The organism is Streptomyces sp. NPDC093097 (assembly GCF_044754325.1).
GTDB lineage: Bacteria > Actinomycetota > Actinomycetes > Streptomycetales > Streptomycetaceae > Streptomyces.
The window spans coordinates 25,257-45,619 of the sequence record NZ_JBIVOW010000028.1; the positions used below are offsets into that span (position 1 = coordinate 25,257).

The 20,363-nt window shown below is 71.1% G+C and carries 14 protein-coding genes and 1 pseudogene; 4 read left to right on the forward strand and 11 right to left on the reverse strand.

Annotated features, from left to right (window positions below; genetic code table 11):
- Nucleotides 1-10 precede the first annotated feature (10 nt).
- From ACIQE0_RS33970 to ACIQE0_RS33995, 6 genes are all read right to left on the reverse strand, one after another.
- Nucleotides 11-3,451, reverse strand: a complete 3,441-nt coding sequence (locus ACIQE0_RS33970; protein ID WP_402339153.1) for a hypothetical protein — start codon at nucleotides 3,449-3,451, stop codon at nucleotides 11-13.
- A gap of 675 nt (nucleotides 3,452-4,126) precedes the next feature.
- The gene (locus tag ACIQE0_RS33975) at nucleotides 4,127-4,939 is read right to left on the reverse strand and encodes a GNAT family N-acetyltransferase (protein WP_366329698.1); all 813 of its coding nucleotides are present in this window, start codon (nucleotides 4,937-4,939) and stop codon (nucleotides 4,127-4,129) included.
- A 469-nt stretch (nucleotides 4,940-5,408) separates the two neighbouring features.
- Nucleotides 5,409-5,852, reverse strand: coding sequence for a nitrite reductase small subunit NirD (gene nirD, locus ACIQE0_RS33980; protein ID WP_366329699.1), 444 nt, complete (start codon nucleotides 5,850-5,852; stop codon nucleotides 5,409-5,411).
- Complete coding sequence (nirB, locus tag ACIQE0_RS33985) at nucleotides 5,849-8,470, reverse strand: nitrite reductase large subunit NirB (RefSeq protein WP_402339155.1); 2,622 nt, start codon at nucleotides 8,468-8,470, stop codon at nucleotides 5,849-5,851. The genes nirD and nirB overlap by 4 nt, the downstream gene beginning before the upstream one ends.
- Complete coding sequence (locus ACIQE0_RS33990; protein ID WP_366329701.1) at nucleotides 8,467-9,690, reverse strand: FAD-dependent oxidoreductase; 1,224 nt, start codon at nucleotides 9,688-9,690, stop codon at nucleotides 8,467-8,469. Before ACIQE0_RS33990 ends, nirB begins: the two co-directional genes overlap by 4 nt.
- Nucleotides 9,687-11,834 (reverse strand): molybdopterin oxidoreductase family protein, encoded by a 2,148-nt coding sequence (locus ACIQE0_RS33995; protein WP_402339158.1) that lies wholly within the window; start codon nucleotides 11,832-11,834, stop codon nucleotides 9,687-9,689. Before ACIQE0_RS33995 ends, ACIQE0_RS33990 begins: the two co-directional genes overlap by 4 nt.
- A 191-nt stretch (nucleotides 11,835-12,025) precedes the next feature.
- Between ACIQE0_RS33995 and ACIQE0_RS34000 the strand changes: the two genes are divergently transcribed.
- A complete protein-coding gene (locus ACIQE0_RS34000; RefSeq protein WP_402339160.1) occupies nucleotides 12,026-13,177 on the forward strand; it encodes a uroporphyrinogen-III synthase in 1,152 nt (383 codons plus the stop codon).
- Nucleotides 13,174-13,956 (forward strand): sirohydrochlorin chelatase, encoded by a 783-nt coding sequence (locus ACIQE0_RS34005; protein WP_402339162.1) that lies wholly within the window; start codon nucleotides 13,174-13,176, stop codon nucleotides 13,954-13,956. Before ACIQE0_RS34000 ends, ACIQE0_RS34005 begins: the two co-directional genes overlap by 4 nt.
- A 51-nt stretch (nucleotides 13,957-14,007) precedes the next feature.
- Here the strand turns inward: ACIQE0_RS34005 and ppk2 are convergent, their stop codons facing one another.
- The gene (ppk2, locus tag ACIQE0_RS34010; RefSeq protein ID WP_366329705.1) at nucleotides 14,008-14,835 is read right to left on the reverse strand and encodes a polyphosphate kinase 2; all 828 of its coding nucleotides are present in this window, start codon (nucleotides 14,833-14,835) and stop codon (nucleotides 14,008-14,010) included.
- A 237-nt stretch (nucleotides 14,836-15,072) separates the two neighbouring features.
- On the opposite strand from ppk2, the gene ACIQE0_RS34015 reads away from it, so the two are divergent.
- Entirely contained in the window at nucleotides 15,073-15,777 is a 705-nt protein-coding gene (locus ACIQE0_RS34015; RefSeq protein ID WP_366329706.1) for an HdeD family acid-resistance protein, read from the forward strand.
- 137 nt (nucleotides 15,778-15,914) lie between these two features.
- On the opposite strand, the gene ACIQE0_RS34020 is transcribed toward ACIQE0_RS34015, so the two are convergent.
- The 4 genes and pseudogenes from ACIQE0_RS34020 to ACIQE0_RS34035 form a co-directional block, all read right to left on the reverse strand.
- Complete coding sequence (locus ACIQE0_RS34020) at nucleotides 15,915-16,703, reverse strand: serine hydrolase (protein ID WP_402339164.1); 789 nt, start codon at nucleotides 16,701-16,703, stop codon at nucleotides 15,915-15,917.
- Nucleotides 16,636-16,782, reverse strand: a pseudogene (locus tag ACIQE0_RS34025) (ferredoxin); the annotation flags it as partial. The pseudogene ACIQE0_RS34025 and the gene ACIQE0_RS34020, both read right to left, overlap by 68 nt.
- A 295-nt stretch (nucleotides 16,783-17,077) precedes the next feature.
- Nucleotides 17,078-18,307, reverse strand: coding sequence for an RNA polymerase sigma factor (locus ACIQE0_RS34030; protein WP_402339166.1), 1,230 nt, complete (start codon nucleotides 18,305-18,307; stop codon nucleotides 17,078-17,080).
- Nucleotides 18,304-18,747, reverse strand: coding sequence for a YciI family protein (locus ACIQE0_RS34035; protein WP_402339168.1), 444 nt, complete (start codon nucleotides 18,745-18,747; stop codon nucleotides 18,304-18,306). The genes ACIQE0_RS34030 and ACIQE0_RS34035 overlap by 4 nt, the downstream gene beginning before the upstream one ends.
- A gap of 608 nt (nucleotides 18,748-19,355) precedes the next feature.
- Here ACIQE0_RS34035 and ACIQE0_RS34040 point away from each other — a divergent pair.
- Nucleotides 19,356-20,345, forward strand: coding sequence for an alpha/beta fold hydrolase (locus ACIQE0_RS34040; RefSeq protein ID WP_402339170.1), 990 nt, complete (start codon nucleotides 19,356-19,358; stop codon nucleotides 20,343-20,345).
- Nucleotides 20,346-20,363 lie beyond the last annotated feature (18 nt).

Genomic DNA, 20,363 nt, shown 5'->3' on the forward strand with positions numbered 1-20,363 from the left:
CCATCGGGTTTCAGCGCATCTCGGGTGCGATTCGCGCGTCACTCCCGTGGCCGGTAACCATGGGGCCGCCAGGCGGCATCTCGCCGCAGGGAGGCCGGTTGCCGCCAAGGGGCAGGTGGCCGCCGGGAGGCATGTGACCGCAGGGCGGCCGGTTCCCGTGGGGCGGCTTGTGGCCACCAGGAGGCCGATGGCCGGGAGGCTTCGGACGGCACGGCTTGTGACCACCGTCGGGCGGGCAGGGGCGCTTCTCCACCTTCACGGTGATGGTGGCCCGAGCGGGCTCGCTGGTGACCTTCTGACCCTGCGGGTCGATGCCCGTCGCCACCGCCACGTTGGTGATGGTGCAGGTCTTGCCGTGATCCTCGCCGCCCTGGGGCATCTTGCACTTGTCGATGTCGGCCTGGGTGATCGTGAACGTGCCGTGACAGGTGGTCGAGGCCCCGGGTTCGAGCGTGGTCGCCTCACAGGTCACATGGGAGACGAGGTCGTCCCTGACCGTCACGTCATGGAGCGGGGTGTTGCCAGTGTTGGTGACGGTGTAGGTGTACTCGACCGTGCTTCCCACGGTGAACGGCCCCCTCGAGGTCACCTCCTTCTTCAACGTGATGTGCGCTGCGGTTGCCGGCGTCACGGTGATGGTGACCTGGGAGGGTTCGCTGGTGACCGTCTGCCCCTGCGGGTCGGTGCCGCTGGCGGTCGCCGTGTTGGTCACGTGGCCGGCTGTGGCGTCGGCTTCGGTGACCGTGTAGGTGCCGTGGCAGGTGGTCGAGGCCCCAGGTTCGAGCGTGGTCGCCTCACAGGTGACGTTGGTGACGCGGTCGTCATTGGCGGTCACGTCATGGAGCGGGGTGTTGCCGGTGTTGGTGACGGTGTAGGTGTAGTCGACCGTGCTTCCCACGGTGAACGGCCCCTGCGAGGTCACCTCTTTCTTCACGGTGATGTGGGGCGCGGGCGCCGGCGTCACGGTGATGGTGACCTGGGAGGGTTCGCTGGTGACCGTCTGCCCCTGCGGGTCGGTGCCGCTCGCCGTCGCCGTGTTGGTCACATGGCCGACGGTGCCGTCTTCCGGGGTCACGGTGTAGGTGCCGTGGCAGGTGGTGGAGGTCCCGGGGCCCAGTGTCGTCGTTTCGCAGGTGACGTTGGTGACGTGGTCGTCGGTGACGGTCACGTCGCGGAGCGGGGTGTTGCCGGTGTTGGTGACGGTGTAGGTGTAGTCGACCGTGCTCCCGACGGTGAACGGCCCCTGCGAGGTCACCTCTTTCTTGACGGTGATGTGGGGCGCGGGTGCGGGTTGGACGGTGATGGTGACCTGGGAGGGTTCGCTGGTGACCGTTTGCCCTTGCGGGTCGGTGCCGCTGGCGGTTGCTGTGTTGGTCACGTGGCCGGCTGTGGCGTCGGCTTCGGTGACGGTGTAGGTGCCGTGGCAGGTGGCGGAGGCCCCGGGGCCCAGTGTCGTCGTTTCGCAGGTGACGTTGGTGACGCGGTCGTCGGTGACGGTCACGTCGCGGAGCGGGGTGTTGCCGGTGTTGGTGACGGTGTAGGTGTAGTCGACCGTGCTCCCGACGGTGAACGGCCCTTGCGAGGTCACCTCCTTCTTCAGCGAGATCTGAGGCGTGGGCGCCGGCGTCACGGTGATGGTGGCGTCGGAGGGCTCGCTGGCGATCTGGTTGCCCTGCGGGTCGGTGCCCGCCGCCGTCGCCACGTTGGTGACGGTGCAGGGGATGGTGTTGTTGCAGTTGTCGAGGTCGGCCTGCGTGACGGTGTAGATGCCGTGGCAGGTGGTTGTGGCGCCGGGGGCGAGCGTGGTCGCGTCACAGGTGATGTCGGCGACGCGGTCGTCACTGACCAGCACGTCGTGCAACGGGAGAGTACCGGTGTTGGTGACGCTGTAGGTGTAGTCGACCGTGCTTCCGACGGTGAACGGACCCGGCGACGTCGCCTGCTTGGTCAGCGAGATGTGGGGCGCGCCCACCTCCAGCGTCTGCTCGGTCTCCGGAGAGGTGATCTCCTGGCCGTTCGAGGTGCCGGTCGCCGTGGCGATGTTGGTCACGTGGCCGACCGTGCCGTCGTTCGCGGTGATCGTGTAGGTGCCGCGACAGGTGGTGGTATCACCCGGGGTTTCCGCAGGCGTCAGTGTGGTCGAGTCACACGTGATGTTGTGGACGTGGTCGTCGTTCACATGGACGTTGGTCAGCTCCGTGCCGCCCGTGTTGGTGACGGTGTAGGCGAATTCGACCGTCTGCCCGACGGCGTACGGACCGGGGGTGGTGGCCTTCTTCTCCACCTCCAGGCCGGGTGGTCGTTCGATGGGCACGCTCTCCGAGGATGGCGGCGAGGTGACTGGCGTACCGTTCGAATTGCCTGTCGCGGTGGCGGTGTTGTCGATGGAGCCATGTCTCACATCGGCGGCTGTGACGGTATAGGTCGCGGTACAGGTCACTGTATGACCGCTCGCCAGTGTCGTTGTGGGACACGACACCGGGCCGATCTTCGGGTCGTTGACCGCGAGATCGGTGATGTCCGTCGTTCCGGAGTTGGTCACCACGAAGTCATAGGGCACCTGGGTGCCGGCGACCAGATCACCTGGTAGCGGTTGCCGCACCTGCTTGACGAGGTTCAGCTCCGGAAGTGGCTGGTCACTGGTGACGTCCACGTTGCGAATGAGGTGGACGTCGGTGAAGGAGCCGGTGGAGCCCGCAAAACCGAACTTGTAGGTGGGGGGCACCGGGGTCGGTGCGGGCGTGCTGAGCACCTGGTGGGAGCCGGTACCGTCATTGAAGTCGATCGACACCGTCAGCACCGGGTTGGGCGCCGGGGTGAGCTCGATGTGCACCCTGCGGCGCGACGGTTCGAGCGCGGTCTCCGCCTCGGCGGGGGTGACGCCCGGGGGCAGCGTCGTCAGCGGCCCCTGCAACTTTCCGGGGAGGGTCGACGGCCACGGGCCGGTCGTGGTGAAGTTGCTGGTGGTGGCGGTCAGGAAGCAGTAGCCCTCAAAACCGTCGCCGGGGCCGCGCACCGTGACCATGTTGGGGCCGGGTGCGGGCACATGGAATGCCGTACCGGCGGGCGAGCGGTTGGGGCAACCGTTGCCACGGTGCTCCCAGTCACCGAAGTAGTTCCCGAGGACGTCGAGGCCGACGCCCAGGTAGCCGCGGTCCACGCCGGGCAGGAACGTGGCGTTGGGGTCGTCGTTGGGAAGCTTCTGCGCGTACCCGAGGCTGCCGCCGAAGGCCCCCGGCTGGGTCAGTGCGGTGTCACCGTTGACCAGGAAGAACGAGATCCCGTCGGCGGGGGTGTTCGGGGTGGTGCTCCCGTACTGCCACTGGTCGAACGTGACGTTGAGACCCTCGTTGGCGGGCAGTGCCTGGTTGTAGAGGACGGCACCTGACTGGTCGTTGGACGCGTCGGTCAGCTGGAGGTAGCCGTGCGGCGCACCGTTCGGCGGAGGCACCGGGCCGGTGCTCGGAGGGCAGCCGCCGAGGGGATGGTCCCCCGGCCCCGGTGCGGCGGCGGTCGGTGCACCGGTGAGACAGGCCGACCCCACCCCAGTGAACTCCGGTGCCGTGGCCTGCGTAAACGTCTCCTGGACCAGCGGCGAACCGTTGCCCTGGCGCGCGTGGGCTTTGACGGGCTGGGTGTGCGAGGGGCCGACGGCATCCGCCGTCGTCGACATGCCGGCACCGACAAAGAGCGCCAGCGCTGCCGCGGCCAGACGGGAAAATCCCGAATGTAGGCCAAACGGCGATGAATAGGATTTTCGTCTCATACCGATCTAAGTACCAGTTACGGTCCGTACACGAACCTGGCAACGAGCCGTAGGGGGGTATCAAGAACCCGGTCGGACGCAAGCGATCGGCGGCGAGAGACGTCTGACGCTCCGGGTTGACTGACGGGGCATCACATCCCGCTCGACCGTTGAGCCCAACCGCTATGACCCTGACGACGTCCTGGCCGGGATGGCGTGGACGTTGCCCACGACGAGGCGCGCGAGGGGCCCGTGGGGCGGTGGCGGCGCCAGGGCAGCGGATATCGGCCCGTGCGGAGCTGAGGCGTGATCACCGGTGGTCAGAAAACGCAGTGCTGACGGTCCGTCGAGGATTGCTGTGACAGAGGGGGAGGCCCGGCTCTAGCCGACCTCGGTCATCGCGAACGGCTCCGTGGTTTCCACGAGGAGCCCGGCGCCTTGCCGGACCGGTTGGCCGGTGACGTAGTGGACGTACTCGTCCGTCAGGCGGAAGCCGGCGGTCCAGGCGAGGAGGCGGCTGGCGCGGTTGTCGCGGGAGCAGGTCCAGCTCGGGGTGTGGCCCCGGGCGGCGATGTCCCGGCACAGGGCGGTGACGCAGGCGAGGGCGAGGCGTTGGCGGCGGTGTTCGGGCAGGGTCACACAGGCGATGTCCTCGTATGTGCTGCCGCGGAAGTACGTACAGGCGACGGCCAGGACACGGCCCGCATGGAAGGCGCCCCAGCCGTGCCCGGAGGCGGCGAGCCCTGCCGGCCCACCCCAACTGGCCTGAATCCAGGAGTTGTTCGCGTCAAGTGCGCTCAGTGCCTCGGCGTCCTGGGGAACCAGTCGGCGCACCTTCACGCCACGGGGCGTACGCGGCACGGCAACCGGCACGCGGTGCAGGTACACCATGCGTTCCCAGGGCACGAGCAGGTCGAACGAGCTGCCCAGCAGGGGCAGGAAGCGGGCGGGCGCCTGGACGTAGTGGGCGGCGAATCCGGCCAGGGAGAGCGGCGCCAGCGCGGTGGGGTCGCCGCGGAAGAGCACATGGTCGGCGCAGGAGACGGCCACCGCGCGAGGGGCGTGCACCCGGTCGACCCACCAGCGACCGGCGCCGCTGATCAGCGCGTGGTGGGAGAGCGCCGTCGCGCCAGGGGGGCCGTCGGCGAACCGGCCGGCGAGACCCGGGAGCTGATGGGGCGACACTTCGAACATGAGGGCTCCTTCGGACTGGCGCGGGGGAGGGGAGGGCTGGGGCCCGCGCGGGAGCCTGAGCGACGATGGGTGCGCCGAACCGGCCCTCAGCGTGAGGGAGTCCGGGTACGCAAAAGGGGGCCCAGTCGTCAGGTCGCGGTGGCCTGCGGGTGCGGCGTGCGGAGACGTGTCAGGGGGCGGGAGCGGTCTCCGGGCAGCGCGAGGCGTGCTGCGGGTCCGCCGGATGGGGCGGATGCTCGGGCAGGGGCCAGGCGCTGTTCACGTCACCATCGAATGCCATGCGGCAGCCGGCCGCAAGCGCTGCCCGGACCTCTTGACGGGGCCCTGATGAGCTGGGTTTTCGACCGTTATGGGCGGGCGTCGGCGGTGGGGGGACGCGGCATCGAGCCGCCGCCGACGCCCGCGAGCAGCGTGCCGTAGAGGGGATGCCCGGACCTACGGCACGCGCACGGGGTGTGGTGCGCGGGCGCTATGCGGTGGGCGGCGCCACGCGGACCGGGAAGGTGCGCAGGATCGCGGGGCGGCCGTCGGGGGCGGTCTCCTCGTCCAGGCAGCGGCCGTCGCGCAGGTCGAAGGTCTGCTTGTACATCGGTGAGGCCAGGGTCGGTGCGCCCGCGCGGCTGCCCAGGATGCCGCGCGAGAGGACATGGGCGCCGCTGAACGGATCGCGGTTGTCGACCGCGTACAACCCGCCCGCGCGGTCCCGGAAGACCGCGACCTGCCGGCCACCGGCGCTGAGGGCGGCGACGCCGCGCCCGGGGGTGAGCTCGTCATAGGCGCAGACCCGGGTCCATTCCTGGCCGTCCTGGATCTCCACGGTGCCGACCGCCGGGCCCGCCCCGAGTGCCGTGCCTGTCTCCACCGGCGCGCTGGTCCCGTTCGCCGTGCTGGTCCGGGGTGCCGTGTCGGTCATGCGGTGCGTACCTCCAGTCGGGGGCCGGCGACCAGCGCCGGGGTGAGGGGGTGCCCGTCCTCGCCGGGACGGGCCGGGCGGATCTGGCCGCGCTCGGGCACGAAGGTCACGGCCGGGTCGGGGGTGCCGGGGGCGTTGACGAAGGAGGTGAAGCGGCGCAGCCGTTCCGGATCGGCGAGCACCGCGGCCCACTCGTCCTCGTAGCGGTCGATATGACGCTCCATCTGCAGTTCGAGCTCGGCGCAGATGCCCAGCGAGTCGTCCAGCACCACCGCTCGGACGTGGTCCAGGCCGCCGTCGATCCGGTCCAGCCAGGTAGCGGTGCGCTCCAGGCGGTCGGCGGTGCGCAGATAGAACATCAGGAACCGGTCGATCGTCTGGATCAGGGTCTTCTTGTCCAGGTCGGCCGCCAGCAGGTCGGCATGGCGGGGCGTCATACCGCCGTTGCCGCCGATGTAGAGGTTCCAGCCCGCGGAGGTGGCGATGATGCCGAAGTCCTTGCCCTGGGCCTCGGCGCACTCGCGGGCACAGCCCGAGACAGCCGCCTTGATCTTGTGCGGCGAGCGCAGCCCCCGGTAGCGCAGCTCCAGTTCGATGGCGAGCCCGACCGAGTCCTGCACGCCGTAGCGGCACCAGGTCTCGCCCACGCAGGACTTCACCGTCCGCAGCGACTTGCCGTAGGCGTGGCCGGACTCGAAGCCGGCATCGACCAGGCGGCGCCAGATCAGGGGGAGCTGGTCGACGGAGGCGCCGAAGAGGTCGATGCGCTGACCGCCGGTGATCTTGGTGTAGAGGCCGAAGTCGCGGGCGATCTCCCCGATGGTGATCAGACCCTCCGGAGTGATCTCACCACCGGGGACCCGCGGGACGACCGAATAGGAGCCGTTGCGCTGCAAGTTGGCGAGGAAGTGGTCGTTGGTGTCCTGGAGGGCGCCCTGCTCCCCGTCGAGGATGTGGCCACCGGCCAGGCTCGCCAGGATCGAGGCGACGACCGGCTTGCAGATCTCGCAGCCCTCACCGCCCCGCCCGTACCGGTCCAGCAGCTCCCCGAAGGTGGCGATCCCGGCCACCTGGACGATCTCGTAGAGCTCGGCACGGGTGTGCCCGAAGTGCTCGCACAGGCCGGTGTCGACGGTGACGCCGCCGGCCGCCAGCTCCTCGGCCACGAGCGTGCCGAGCTGCTTGACACAACTACCGCAGCCGGTACCGGCCTTGGTGCACTTCTTGACCTCGGGAACGGTGGTGCAGCCCTGCTCGGACACCGCGGCGCGGAGGGCGCCCTTGGTGACGTTGTGGCAGGAGCAGACGACCGCGTCGTCCGGCAGCACGGCCGGCCCGGCCGCCGGCGCGAGCCCGGCGGGCAGCACCAGCTGCTCGGGCGCGGTGGTGAGCGGCTTGCCGCCCATCGAGAGGGGGCGCAGCAGGCCGTAGGACTCGGTGTCACCGACCAGCACCCCGCCGAGGAGCCGACCGTCCCGGCCGATGACCAGCTTCTTGTAGATCCCGGCCCGGCTGTCGGTGTAAAGGACGTCGGCCGCGCCCTCCGTGGCGCCGTGCGCATCGCCGAAACTCGCGACGTCGACCCCGAGCAGTTTGAGCTTGGTGGAGGTGTCCGCCCCGGTGAAGAGGTGCTGGTCCTCGGGCAGTTGCCCCTGCTCTTCGGAGAGCAGCGAGCGGGCGGCGGTCTCCGCCATCGCATAGCCGGGCGCGACCAGACCGTAGACCCTGCCGTCGACGGTCAGCGCGCACTCGCCGATGGCATGGACGTACGGGTCCCGGGTGCGGCAGCGCTCGTCGACGACGATGCCGCCGCGCTCCCCGACCGGCAGTCCGCAGTCACGGGCCAGCTGATCGCGCGGCCGCACACCGGCGGAGAAGACCACCAGGTCGGCGGGGAGCTCGCGGCCGTCGGACAGCCCCATGGCGCGGACCCGGCCGTCGTCGCCGGTGACGAGGGACTGGGTGCCCGCCCCGGTGTGCACATAGACCCCGAGATCCTCGATCTTGCGGCGCAGCAGTCGGCCGCCGCCCTCGTCGACCTGGAGGGCCATCAGGCGCGGGGCGAACTCCACGACATGGGTCGTCAGGCCCAGGGCCGTGAGCGCGCCGGCGGCCTCCAGCCCCAGGAGCCCGCCGCCGACGACCACACCGATCCGGGTACCGTCCGACTCCGCCTCGGCCCGGATGCGTTGCAGGTCCTCGATGGTGCGGTAGACGTGGCAGCCGGGGGCGTCGTGGCCGGGGACCGGCGGCACGAACGGGGCGGAGCCGGTGGCCAGCACCAGCGCGTCGTAGCGCAGCGTCGCGCCGGAGGCGCAGCCGACGGTGCGGGCGTCGCGGTCGATCGCGGTCGCCGGGTCGGACAGCCGCAGGTCGATGCCGTGCTCGGCGAGGAAACCGGCCGGGGTCAGGGAGAGCTCCTCGGTGCTGGTGCCGGAGAACCACGAGGTCAGATGGACCCGGTCATAGGCCGCGCGGGGTTCCTCCGCGAGCACGGTGATCCGCCACCGCGCGGCGCCGGGCTGCTCGACGAAGGTCTCCAGGAAGCGCTGGCCGACCATGCCATGGCCGACCAGGACCAGGTCCTTGAGCGGGCGGTTCGAGGGGCGCTGCGTCATGAGGCGGCTCCGAGGGTCGTGAGCAGGTGCAGAGGGTGATCGGGCAGCGGCTCGTCGCGCTCCAGTGCGCGGGCGAGGTCGCCGACGGTGGTCAGGTCGCCGAGGAGGATCGCGCCGACCAGGCGGTCCCCGCGCAGCACGAGCTTCTTGTAGCTGCCGCGAGTGGCATCGGCCAGACGCACCACGGCCAGTCCCGGGTCGGCACCCGGGGCGCTCTCGTCGAGGTGGACCTCGCCGAAGGCCGCGTACTCCAGCGGCCCGGCGCTGAGCCGGGCCAGCGGCCGGGAGCCGGTGTAGCGGGCGTCCGGGGCGGCACCGGAGAGCCGGGCGGCGAGCACGTCCGCCTGCTCCCAGGCCGGTTCGGCCAGCCCGTGGACGATGCCGCGGTGCTGGATGCAGTCGCCGAGCGCGTGCACCCGCCGGGCGGAGGTCGCGAGGGCGTCGTCGACGACGACTCCCGCGCCGACCGCCAGGCCCGCGGCATGCGCGAGCGCGGTACGCGGCCGCACACCGCAGGCCAGCACCACGAGATCGGTGCCCAGCCGATAGCCGTTGGCCAGCTCGACCTCGCCGTCCTCGGTCAGGGCCCGGGCGCGGTTGCCGAGATAGACCTCGACGCCCAACGCGCGCAGGGCGCCCCGCAACGCGGTCGCGGCCTCCGCGTCGAGTTGGCGCTCCACCAAGTACGGGGCCTGGTGCACGATCTCCACCTCGAGCCCGAGCGCGGCCAGCGCCCGCGCCGCACTCACCCCCAGCACCCCACCGCCGACGACGACGGCCCGCTTGGCGTGGACGGCGTCCTCCGCGAGCCGGGCGCAGTCGGCAAGCGTCCGCAGGGCGTGCACACCGTCCCGCAGCCCGCGCCCGTCGCCACGGCGCAGACCGCGCACGGGCGGCAGCACCGGATTGGCACCGGTGGCCAGCACCAGCTCGTCGTACGCCGCACTCCGACCGTCCGCGAGGGCAAGCGTGCGCGCCGCGGTGTCGACGGCCACCACCTCGCAGCCGGGCCGCACGACCGCATCCCCGGACGGCAGAGTGAGGGCCTCGGCGTCATAGCGGCCGGTCAGCACGTGGGCGAGCAGGACGCGGTTGTACGGGGCGCGCGGCTCGGCGCCGTAGAGCGTGACCCGCCCGGACCCGCCCAGCGCGTGGTACCGCTCGGCGAACCGCGCCGCGGCCATACCCGCCCCGACGACCGCTATACGAGGCTCCTTCATATGCGCTCACCGCTCCCCGCGACGCGTTCCCGCTCCCCTTGCAACGCTTCCAACCGCACGGCGCAGACCTTGAATTCGGGCATCTTCGACGTCGGATCCAACGCGGGATTGGTCACCGTGTTGGCCCGGCCGGGACCGGGCCAGTGGAACGGCATGAAGACCGTGTCCGGCCGGATCGCCTCGGTGATCCGCGCCGGGGCGACGGCCCGGCCGCGCCGGGAGACCACCGCGAGCGGCGCACCCTCCGCGACACCGAGCCGCGCCGCCAGCCGCGGATGCAGTTCCACGAACGGGCCGGGCACGGCGTCGGTGAGCGCGGTGACCCGGCGGGTCTGCGCACCGCTCTGGTACTGCGCCAGCACCCGGCCGGTGGTCAGGTACAGCGGATACTCCGCATCGGGCTCCTCCGCCGCCGGCCGGTGGCCGACCGCGGCGAACCGCGCCCGACCGTCGGGCGTGGCGAAGGAGTCCAGGAAGAGACGCGGCGTCCCGGGATGCTCCTCGCTCGGACAGGGCCAGAAGACACCGTCCTCGGCGCGGATCCGGTCGTAGCTGATGCCCGCGTAGTCCGCCTGCCCGCCCGCCGAGGCCCGACGCAGCTCGGCGAAGACGGCCTCCGGATCGTCGTCGAACCGGACCCGAGTGACGGGGTGTTGCCCGCCGTCCCCCTCACCACCCAGACGTTCGGCCAGCTCGCGCAGGATCCACAGATCGCTGCGGACCTCGGGCGGGGGAGCGGTCGCCTGCTGCCGCAGGACCACCCGCCCCTCCACGTTGGTCAGCGTGCCGGTCTCCTCCGCCCACTGGGTGCTCGGCAGCACCACATCGGCCAGCTGCGCGGTCTCCGAGAGCACCACATCGGAGACGACCAGCAGGTCCAACGCCCGCAGTCGCGCGGTGACATGGGCGGCGCGCGGCGCGGAGACCACTGGATTGGACCCCATCACCAGCAGCGCGCGCACCCCCTCCGGACCGGACCGGCCGAGGCTGTCCAGCAGCTCGTAGGCGGTACGCCCCGAGCGCGGCAGCGCCTCCGGGGCGACGCCCCAGACCGCGGCGACATGGGCACGGGCGGCCGGGTCCTCGATGGAGCGGTAACCGGGGAGCTGATCGGCCTTCTGGCCGTGTTCGCGTCCGCCCTGGCCGTTGCCCTGGCCGGTCAGACAGCCGTAGCCGGAGTGCGGCCGGCCGGCCTTGCCCGTGGCGAGGCAGAGGTTGATCCAGGCGCCGACGGTGTCGGTGCCCTTGCTCTGCTGCTCGGGGCCGCGCGCGGAGAGCACCATGCCGGTCCGGGCCCGCCCGAAGTGATGTGCCGCGAGACGGAGTTGCGCCACCGGCACACCGGTGATCCGCTCCACGCGCTCCGGCCAGTGCGCCATCGCGGCCGCCCGGGCCCGCGCGAACCCCGTGGTGCGCGCGGCGACGAACTCCGCGTCGACCAGGCCGTCGGCGATCAGCACGTGCAGCAGACCGAGCGCCAGCGCGAGGTCGGTGCCGGGCAGCGGTTGCAGATGCAGGTCGGCCTGCTCGGCGGTCCGCGTCCGACGCGGATCCACCACGATCAACGTGCCGCCGTCCTCCCGCACTTCACGGAAGTAGCGCAGGGCGGGCGGCATCGTCTCGGCCGGATTGGCACCGACCAGGATCAGGCACCCGGTGTGCGGGATGTCCGCCAGCGGGAACGGCAGTCCGCGATCCAGCCCGAACGCCAGCCGATTCGCGGCGGCGGCCGAGGACATACAGAACCGGCCGTTGTAGTCGATCGACGCGGTTCCCAGCGCCGCCCGCGCGAACTTGCCGAGCTGGTAGGCCTTCTCGTTGGTCAGCCCACCACCGCCGAAGACCCCCACCGCGTCCGCGCCGTGCTCCGCCCGCACCGCGGACAGGCCGGCCGCCACCCGGTCCAGCGCCACCGCCCAGCTCACGGACCGCAGTTCGCCCCGGTCCCGCATCAGCGGCGTGGTCAGCCGCGCCGCCGGCGCCAGCAGCGCCGCGGCATGCTGCCCCTTGCCGCACAGCGCGCCCCGGTTGACCGGGAAGTCGGCGCGCTCCCGCACCTGCGGGGCCGCCCCGCCACTGAGCCGCATACCGCACTGGAGCGAGCAGTACGGGCAGTGCGTCGCAGTGGCGCTGCTGTCGGTCATGCCCACGACCTTGACCGCATCGCGTTACACCGCCTTACCTGCGGTGTTGCGCCCGTGATACGTCTTGCTCACACCACCGTTGCCAGGTGGTGAGACCTCTGACATATGCCGTACACACAGCGAACGATTCGCTAACATCGCTGTGATCATTGAGCAACCTGCGAGTAACCGACATGCCCGACCCTGCACTTATGGGAACTGCCACGCCCTCTCTCCCCACCGCCCCCGCCAGTGGTGCCGATCTCCCACTGACCGGCTTCACCGTAGGGGTCACCGCCGTACGCCGGAGAGAGGAACTCGTCGCCCTCCTCACCCGCCGCGGCGCCCGTGTGGTCGAGGCACCCGCCCTGCGCATCCTCCCGCTGGAGGACGACCACGGACTCCGCCGCGCCACCCGACAGTGCCTGGCCAGACCGCTGGACTACGTGGTGGCAACCACCGGAGTCGGCTGGCGCGGATGGATGAGCGCCGCCGAGGGCTGGGGCTGGGGCGCGGAACTCGCCGCCGCCTGCCGCGCCGCGATCGTCCTCACCCGCGGCCCGAAGGCCACCGGCGCGGTGCGGGCCAGCGGCCTGGACGAGAGCTGGTCACCACCGACCGAGGCCACCGACGACCTGCTCACCTGGCTCCTGGCCCGCCCCCTCGAAGGCCGCCGGATCGCGGTACAGGAACACGGCCTGCCGCTGGAGGCGTTCGCCGCCGCATTACGCGAACGCGGCGCGGAGGTGATCCCGGTACACATCTACCGATGGGCACCACCGGAGGACCCCGCCCCCGTACGACGCCTGATCGAGCAGACCGCCCGACGCGAGATCCACGCCCTCACCTTCACCAGCGCTCCCGCGATCGCCGCCTTCCTGGCCACCGCCACCGCGGCCGGCCTCCACGAGCAGGTGATCGAGGCCCTGCGCACCGACGTGCTCGCCGTCTGCGTCGGCCCCGTCTGCGCCCGCCAGCTCCTGGACGCCGGACTGCCCGTGCTCTGGCCCGAACGCGGCCGCCTCGGCGCCCTGGTACGCACCGTCACCGAGGAACTGCCGCACTGCAGCCGCCGGACGCTCCAGGTCGACGGCCACGACCTGGTGCTCCAGGGCAGCGCCCTCCTGGTCGACGACGAAAGCTACTGGCTCTCGCCCAAGGGCACCACCGTGCTCCGCGCCCTCGCCGAACACCCCGGCTGGGTGCTCAGCCGCGCCGAACTGCTGCGCCGCGCCTGGGCCGGTTCCGACGCGGACGAACACGCCGTCGAGGCCGCCGTCGGCCGATTACGCCAGGCACTGGGCAGGCACGGCGACCTGATCCGCACCGTCCCCAAGCGCGGCTACCGACTGGCGACACGATGACCCGCCCCCCGACCCTGCTGGCCGTCGCCCACGGAACACGCGACCCACAGGGCGCAGCCGCCACCGAAGCCCTCATCTCCCGAACCCGCGAACAGCGCCCCGAACTCCCCCTCCAGCACTGCTACTTGGACCTGCTCACCCCCTCCCTCCCCGAGGCCCTGGCCGGCCTGGCCGGCGAGGTGGTCGTGGTCCCCCTGCTGCTCGGAACCGGCTACCACATCCGCGTCGACATCCCCGCCGCCCTGGCCGACGCCCCCCACCTGCACGCCCGGATCGCCCGCGCACTCGGCCCCGACCCGCTCCTCGCCGAGGCACTCACCGACCGGCTGCACCAGGCAGGTTGGCAACCGGACGAGCACGCCGACAACGGAGCCCTCGTCCTGGCCGCCGCCGGCTCCACCGACCCGCGCGCCAACGCCGACACCGCGGCCATGGCGGAACTGCTCCGCACCCGCCTCCCGCACGGCGGCCCCGTCGTCCCCGCCTACCTCTGCGCCACCGGCCCCACCCCGGCCGAGGCCGTCGCCGCACTGCGCGCCGCCGGCCACCCCCGCATCGCCATCGCCGAGTACCTGCTGAGCCCCGGCCACTTCGCCCGTCGCACCGCCCGCTCCGGAGCCGGCCTCACCACCGCCCCCCTGGGCGCCCACGACGCCGTCGCCCGCCTCGTCACCATCCGCTACGACGAGGCCGTACGCCACCTCCGCCAGACACCCGCCGACAAGCGGCGGAGAGCGCCCACCCGCCCGAGCGCCGGCACCTCGCCGCCCGGCAACTGAGCCAGCGATGCGGGCCGGTCACCCGGCCACCGACGCCTGGCCCCGTCCCGTTCACTTCTCCAGGTCGGCAGCGTGGTCGGGCACATAGGTCTGCAGATCGCGCGGCGGCCGTCGATAGCCCGTGCTCGGCGGCCGGCGCGGGAGTTCCAACAGGGGCGGGGTGACGTCGTGGTACGGCACGGTCGACAGCAGATGGGCGATCATGTTGACCCGGGCCCGCCGCTTGTCGTCGCTCTCGACGACGTACCACGGCGCCTCGGGGATGTCCGTGTGGACGAACATGTCGTCCTTGGCCCGGGAGTAGTCCTCCCAGCGGGTCAGCGATTCGAGGTCGATGGGGGAGAGCTTCCAGCGCCGGGTCGGGTCGTCCAGGCGTTGGCGGAAGCGCTCCTCCTGCACCTCGTCGCTGACCGAGAACCAGTACTTGCGGAGCAGGATGCCGTCCTCGACCAGCATGCGCTCGAAGACCGGGCACTGCTGGAGGAAGCGCTGGTACTCGACGGGCGTGCAGAATCCCATGACCCGCTCGACACCGGCCCGGTTGTACCAACTCCGGTCGAACAGCACGATCTCGCCCGCCGCCGGAAGGTGCTCCGCATAGCGCTGGAAGTACCACTGGGTGCGTTCGCGTTCGGTGGGCTGGGGGAGCGCGGCGATGCGCGCCACCCGCGGGTTGAGGTAGGCGGTGACGCGCTTGATGGTGCTGCCCTTGCCGGCCGCGTCACGGCCTTCGAAGATCACGACGAGCCGGGCGCCCTCGGCACGGACCCACTCCTGGAGCTTCACCAGCTCCGTCTGCAACCGGTACAGCTCACGCTCGTACCGGGTCCTGGACAGTTTTCTGGGCCCGTGCCTGCCGGCTTCACTGTCATGCGCCATGCGTCGACGGTACGAAGTCCGAAGCCGTCGCGGGTGGGCGGGTGGGCTGAATGGAGGGGCGGGAAGCGCCGGGCCGCAGGCCGTCCATGTGCGGCCGCCGCCCCCTGCGGGAGCGGTCATGGTACGGCGAAACCCCCCGAAAAGCCGCCCGAAATCCTCCCCGAGCGGGACAGGGCCGATGGGGTGACGATGGAGGTGTCTGCATCCGACCGCGCTGTTCACGAGAGGGGTAGCGGCATGACATCCCCCACTGCAAGCCCGGGCGACAACCCCCCACCCCATGCCCAAGGCGGCACCACAGGAGGCGAAGCCTTCGGCACACCGGGGGGCGCGGCCCTCGGCCCCTTGGCGAACCTCGGCTGGCAGGCCCTGATCACCATCGGCCTGGCATCGATCGCCCTGGGCGTGGTCATCCTGGCGTGGCCACACGGCACCCTGCACGTCATCGGCATAGCCTTCGGCGTCTACCTGTTGGTCACCGGTGTCTTCCAACTCGCCGCGGCCTTCGGCACACACATTCCCGGACATCTGCGGGCCCTGCACTTCATCACGGGTGCGCTGAGCATCCTCCTCGGGCTCATCAGCCTCCGGGGCATCATGCAGTCGATCCTGCTGCTCGCCCTGTGGATCGGCTTCAGCTGGCTGATCCGCGGCATCATGATGACGGCGACCGCGAGTTCGGCTCCCGAAATGCCCGCACGGGGTTGGGAGATCTTCCTGGGCGTCATCACCCTCCTCGCCGGCATCGTGCTGATCGTCTCGCCGTTCAGCTCGATCGCCGCACTCACCCTGGTCGTGGGCATCATGGCCATCGTCCTGGGTGTGGTGGAGGTGTTCCACGCCATTCAGCTGCGCATCCATGTCGGCCGCCACCTCGACCGGGGCGCCGAAACCAAGGAGCGGCGGGCCATGTTCCACACCCGCCCGCACCCGCAGCACTGACCACCCGCACCAGGCACTGGCCAGTCACGTCGGCCACTCCTCGAAGAGGCGCCGGCAAGGCGCAGACGACCCGGTGAACGCGTTCCGTGACGACGGACTCTCGGTCCGTCGTCACGGGACGCAGGCATGCCCGGGCCTCAGCGGCGCAGCGCCTCGAAGGCCGGCCGAGCGCCCGTCCCGATGGCGAGGTCGATGTCCGGCGCGAGGTTGGCCCGGCGGTCGGAGCGGGTGAGCGCGGCCATCGCAACCCGGTCACCGGCCTCGGACTCCACCACACCGACCTCGTGCCGCAGATGCAGAAACGTGCCTGTCCTGCCGCTCACCCGGAGCGTGTCCGCGCGCAGTTCGCTCGCCAGACGCTGGGTGAACACCTGCCGCCCCATCAAGCGATGCAGTTCCGCACTCGCGTCGGGATGAGCGATCTCGTCCCGCCACACCCGCTGCAACAGGTCGACCAGACCGGCGGCGGTACCGACATGGGCATGCGCCGGATCCAACGTCTCGATGGTGTGCCGCCCCGAGTGGTCGTCGCGGATGGCCAACTCCAGGGCGAGCGAGAAGTCGTTGCCTGCGGCACCGGCGGTGCACTCGTACATGCGGTTCATTCGATGGCGCAGGCGAATGCCCCCACATCCCCAGGCACGCAGCCGGGCATCGAGCTCGTCGGCCGGCACGAGGGTGAACAGCGCGTCCGCGGCGGCGTTGTCGCTCACCGCGAGCATCATCAGCAGGAGATCGCCGACCGCCACGGTGGCCGGATGCCGGAACGCCGCCAGTCCGGTGGACCCGACACTGCTCGTGGCCGGCTCGACGACCACCGGACACGCGGCGCCCAGCTCCCCGGTCGCGATCCGGTCCAGCGCGACGAGCGCGAGCGGGACCTTCGTCGGGGACGGCCGGGGAGTACAACAGCCCCTCCTCCCCACGCAACGGGAACACCTTCGGCGCGAGAAACACGCACTGCGCACAGCCCTGGCAGCGGGTGAGGTCAACAACGATCCGCATGCCACCGCTCCCTCCGTCGCGTCGGGCCCTTGCCACCACTGGGCTCCCTGCACCCTGGCGGTGAGCTGACCGGACGCGGTGGCGGCGAGGTAGGCACCGTAGACGTCGCCGGCGGAGAAACCGGTGCCGACAGCCGCGTCCTGCCAGCCGGTGATGCCGAAGCCGTGCAACTGCTGGTGCTCACCCGCAGGGAAGTCGCCCGCTGGCTGATGGTCTTGGCGGCGGAGCTCCGCCCGCGACCAGCTCGAGCTTCCCGACACCTCCATGTTGCCTGCTGACACCGCCGTCACCTGCGTCACAGCTCCCCAAGCTTGCGACGCAGGTAGGCACGCTCCTGGCCGTTGCCCACAAGTTCCAGTGCGGCCCGGTAGGCGACGGCTGCCTCGGCAGTGCGGCCCAGCCGCCGTAGCAAGTAGGCGCGGGCTGCCGGGAGCAGGTGGTAGCCGCGCAGCGCATCCGCATCCAGGGAGTCGAGCGCATCGAGGCCGACCTGCGGGCCGTCGCGCATAGCCATCGCCACGGCCCGATTCAGGTCAACCACCGGTGATGGAGCCGCCCGCGCGAGGAGATCGTAGAGCGCCACGATCTGCGGCCAGTCGGTGGTCGAGACGCCGGTGGCCTCGGCATGCACGGCGGCTATCGCCGCCTGCAGCGCGTACGGCCCAACCCGCGCACCGGCCGTCAGGGCCGCGGGGACTAGGGCGAGTCCCTCGGCAATGCGGTCGGCGTCCCAACGGCCGCGGTCCTGCTCCTCGAAGGGGATCAGCTCACCTGCCGGGCCCGTGCGGGCGGGGCGGCGGGCGTCGACCAGGAGCAGCAGAGCGAGCAGCCCAGCGGCCTCCGCGTCCGCCGGCAGCAACCGGTGCAGGATCCGGGCGAGCCGCAGCGCCTCCTCGCTCAGCTCGACCCGTACCAGCTGCTCGCCCGCGCCGGCGGCGTAGCCCTCGGTGAAGATCAGGTAGATGACGCCCAGCACCACGGGCAGACGCTGGCCCAGTTCGCCTGCCTCGGGCACCCGGAACGGGATGCGCGCGTCGCGGATCTTGCGTTTGGCCCGCACGATGCGCTGGGCCATCGTCGCCTCCGGGACCAGGAACGCTCGCGCGACCTCGGTGGTGGACAGTCCGCCCAGGCATCGCAGGGTGAGCGCGGTCTGTGCCTCCACCGTCAGCGCGGGATGGCAGCAGGCGAAGAACAGGCCGAGCCTGTCGTCCACGACTGCGCCGCCGACCGGGCCGGGGTTCCGGGCGTCGGCCAGCAGCAGCGCGAGCCGGGCCGCGTGGGCCCGATCGCGCCGGAGCCGGTCGACGGCCCGGCGTCGGGCGACCGTCAGCAGCCAGGCCACCGGATTGCTCGGCACCCCGTCGATCGGCCACCGCTGAAGCGCCGCCTCGATCGCCTCGGAGGCGACGTCTTCGGCTAGATCGAGGTCGCCGAAGCGGCGTACCAGTGCGGCGAGCAGGCGCCCCCGCTCCTCGCGGAACACGGCCTCGACGGCTGATCCGGCCGCCCGACGGTCCGTCACGGCAGGTCGAGCTGCTGGATCGGGCGGATCTCTATCCGACCCGCGCGTGCGCCTGGGCAGCGTGCCGCCCAGTCGATCGCGGCGTCCAGGTCTGGCAGGTCCAGGAGGTAGTAGCCGCCGAGGTACTCGCGGGTCTCGGCGAATGGCCCGTCGGTCACCAGGCGCCGCCCGCCACCGTCCACCCGCACCGAGGTGGCCGTCTCGAAGGAGTCCAGCACGTTGCTGTCCACCATGATCCCGGCGTCCAGCACCTGCTTGTGGTAGTCCTGGAACTGCTGGAAAAGATCCGGGCCTTCGCCCTCGGCAACCGGCTCGGTGCCGCTGTCACCGATGATCAACAGCATGTACTTCATGAGGGGTTCCTCGCTCTCGTCGGTATCCAGCGTCGCCGCGGCCGCGGCGACGCAAGATTGACGAACGGCACCGCCGCGGATCGACATCGCGCCGAAGAAAATCTTGCGCCCTCCAGATCGTCCCTGCTGACAGTGATCCACTCCAGCATCCCGTGGCCTCCCCGGCTCCCCCGATGTGCTGCTCCGACGACGGATCGTAGAAGGGAAACGGCGGCGAGCGCGGCCGAATTGGGCAAGGCGGAGGGCGGCCCGGCCTGGGCGAGTGTGACGACGCCGGTCAGCACCGACCTCAGCCCGGGAGTTCCGAGTGGATACGTCACCAAGTTCACCAACGGCACTCCGTGCTCGATCTGACCCGGCCCGACGAGGCGAAGGGCGAACTGGACGCGGCGACTGGTCGGAGAAGCTGTCACCTGACCGCGCCACCCGGCTCGTAGCCAGCATGCGCGACGGGTACCGCGCTGTACACCGCCGAGCTGAAGATCACCAAGTGGGTCACTTTTGATCCGCCGTCAGAGGGAGGGTTCAACCGTCGCCGAGATAGTCGAAGCCCACGCCGCGGCTGGCTTTGGAAACCGTTGACTCCGGCATTCACTCTCATGGCTCGCTTTGTGACCCGGTTGGGGTGCGTGGCAGCGCCTGCTGGTGCGGATGGGTGAACACTCAGGTGCCGTAGGTCTCACAGAGAAGGCGAGATGGACATGCTGGTATTTCCGATCCCCGGCTCACGGCGCCGAATACGTCGTACGCCCGTCATCGTGGCCGGGTGCGCCATGGCCCTGTGCGCGACCGTGGCAGCTCCTGCCGCCGCGGACGGCGGCGCGGCCACGACCACGGCCAAACCCACCATCGTGCTGGTGCACGGGGCGTTCGCGGACGCCTCCAGCTGGAACGGGGTGGTCGAGCGGCTCGAACGCCGTGGCTACACCGTCGTCGCCCCCGCCAACCCGCTGCGCGGGCTGTACAACGACTCCGCCTACATCGCCTCCGTGCTGGACAGCATCAAGGGTTCGCTCGTACTGGTGGGCCACCCGTACGGCGGCGCCCTGATCAGCTCGGCCGCCGCGGGCAACGGTCGAGTGAAGTCCCTGGTGTACGTGTCGGCGCTGATGCCCGACGTGGGCGAGAGCGGCATGTCCCTGGCTCCCAGGTTTCCCAGCGAACTCGGGACCGCCACGAAGTCCGTTCCCTACCGGGCCGGCGGCGGCCTCAGCGGGACCGACCTCTATCTCAGGCCCGACAGGCTCCATCAGGTCTTCGCCGCTGACCTACCGGAGAGCACCACGAGGCTCATGGCGGTGACCCAACGGCCCGCGGCAACCACCGCGTTCTCGGAGAAGGCCAAGGTGGCCGCTTGGAAACACATCCCGTCGTGGTTCCTCGTCGCGAAGCAGGACAGGACCATCAACCCCGACCAGGAACGCTTCGAGGCGAAGCGCGCGGGTTCACACACGGTGGAGATCGACTCCTCCCATGTGGCCATGATCGCCCACCCCGAAGCGGTCACCGACCTCGTCCTCCAAGCCGCCGCGGCAGCCGAATCCGCCCGGCCCGAGCTGCCCGCCACCGGATCCACCCCCGCCGCCCGAGCCGAGACCGCGCTCACCGCGATTGCCGCCGCCTCGTTGATCGCGGGCGCAGGAGTCATCCTCCTCGGCCGCCGACTGAGGCGCCCCACGCCCTGAGAAGGCGCTCGGGATGGC

What these genes read in the sequence shown, in the direction of transcription:
- ACIQE0_RS33975 (WP_366329698.1), bottom strand. Translation starts at nt 4,939, where the DNA reads ATGTTCGAAGTGTCGCCCCATCAGCTCCCGGGTCTCGCCGGCCGGTTC.
- nirD (WP_366329699.1), bottom strand. Translation starts at nt 5,852, where the DNA reads ATGACCGACACGGCACCCCGGACCAGCACGGCGAACGGGACCAGCGCG.
- nirB (WP_402339155.1), bottom strand. Translation starts at nt 8,470, where the DNA reads ATGACGCAGCGCCCCTCGAACCGCCCGCTCAAGGACCTGGTCCTGGTC.
- ACIQE0_RS33990 (WP_366329701.1), bottom strand. Translation starts at nt 9,690, where the DNA reads ATGAAGGAGCCTCGTATAGCGGTCGTCGGGGCGGGTATGGCCGCGGCG.
- ACIQE0_RS33995 (WP_402339158.1), bottom strand. Translation starts at nt 11,834, where the DNA reads ATGACCGACAGCAGCGCCACTGCGACGCACTGCCCGTACTGCTCGCTC.
- ACIQE0_RS34000 (WP_402339160.1), top strand. Translation starts at nt 12,026, where the DNA reads ATGGGAACTGCCACGCCCTCTCTCCCCACCGCCCCCGCCAGTGGTGCC.
- ACIQE0_RS34005 (WP_402339162.1), top strand. Translation starts at nt 13,174, where the DNA reads ATGACCCGCCCCCCGACCCTGCTGGCCGTCGCCCACGGAACACGCGAC.
- ppk2 (WP_366329705.1), bottom strand. Translation starts at nt 14,835, where the DNA reads ATGGCGCATGACAGTGAAGCCGGCAGGCACGGGCCCAGAAAACTGTCC.
- ACIQE0_RS34015 (WP_366329706.1), top strand. Translation starts at nt 15,073, where the DNA reads ATGACATCCCCCACTGCAAGCCCGGGCGACAACCCCCCACCCCATGCC.
- ACIQE0_RS34035 (WP_402339168.1), bottom strand. Translation starts at nt 18,747, where the DNA reads ATGTCGATCCGCGGCGGTGCCGTTCGTCAATCTTGCGTCGCCGCGGCC.
- ACIQE0_RS34040 (WP_402339170.1), top strand. Translation starts at nt 19,356, where the DNA reads ATGGACATGCTGGTATTTCCGATCCCCGGCTCACGGCGCCGAATACGT.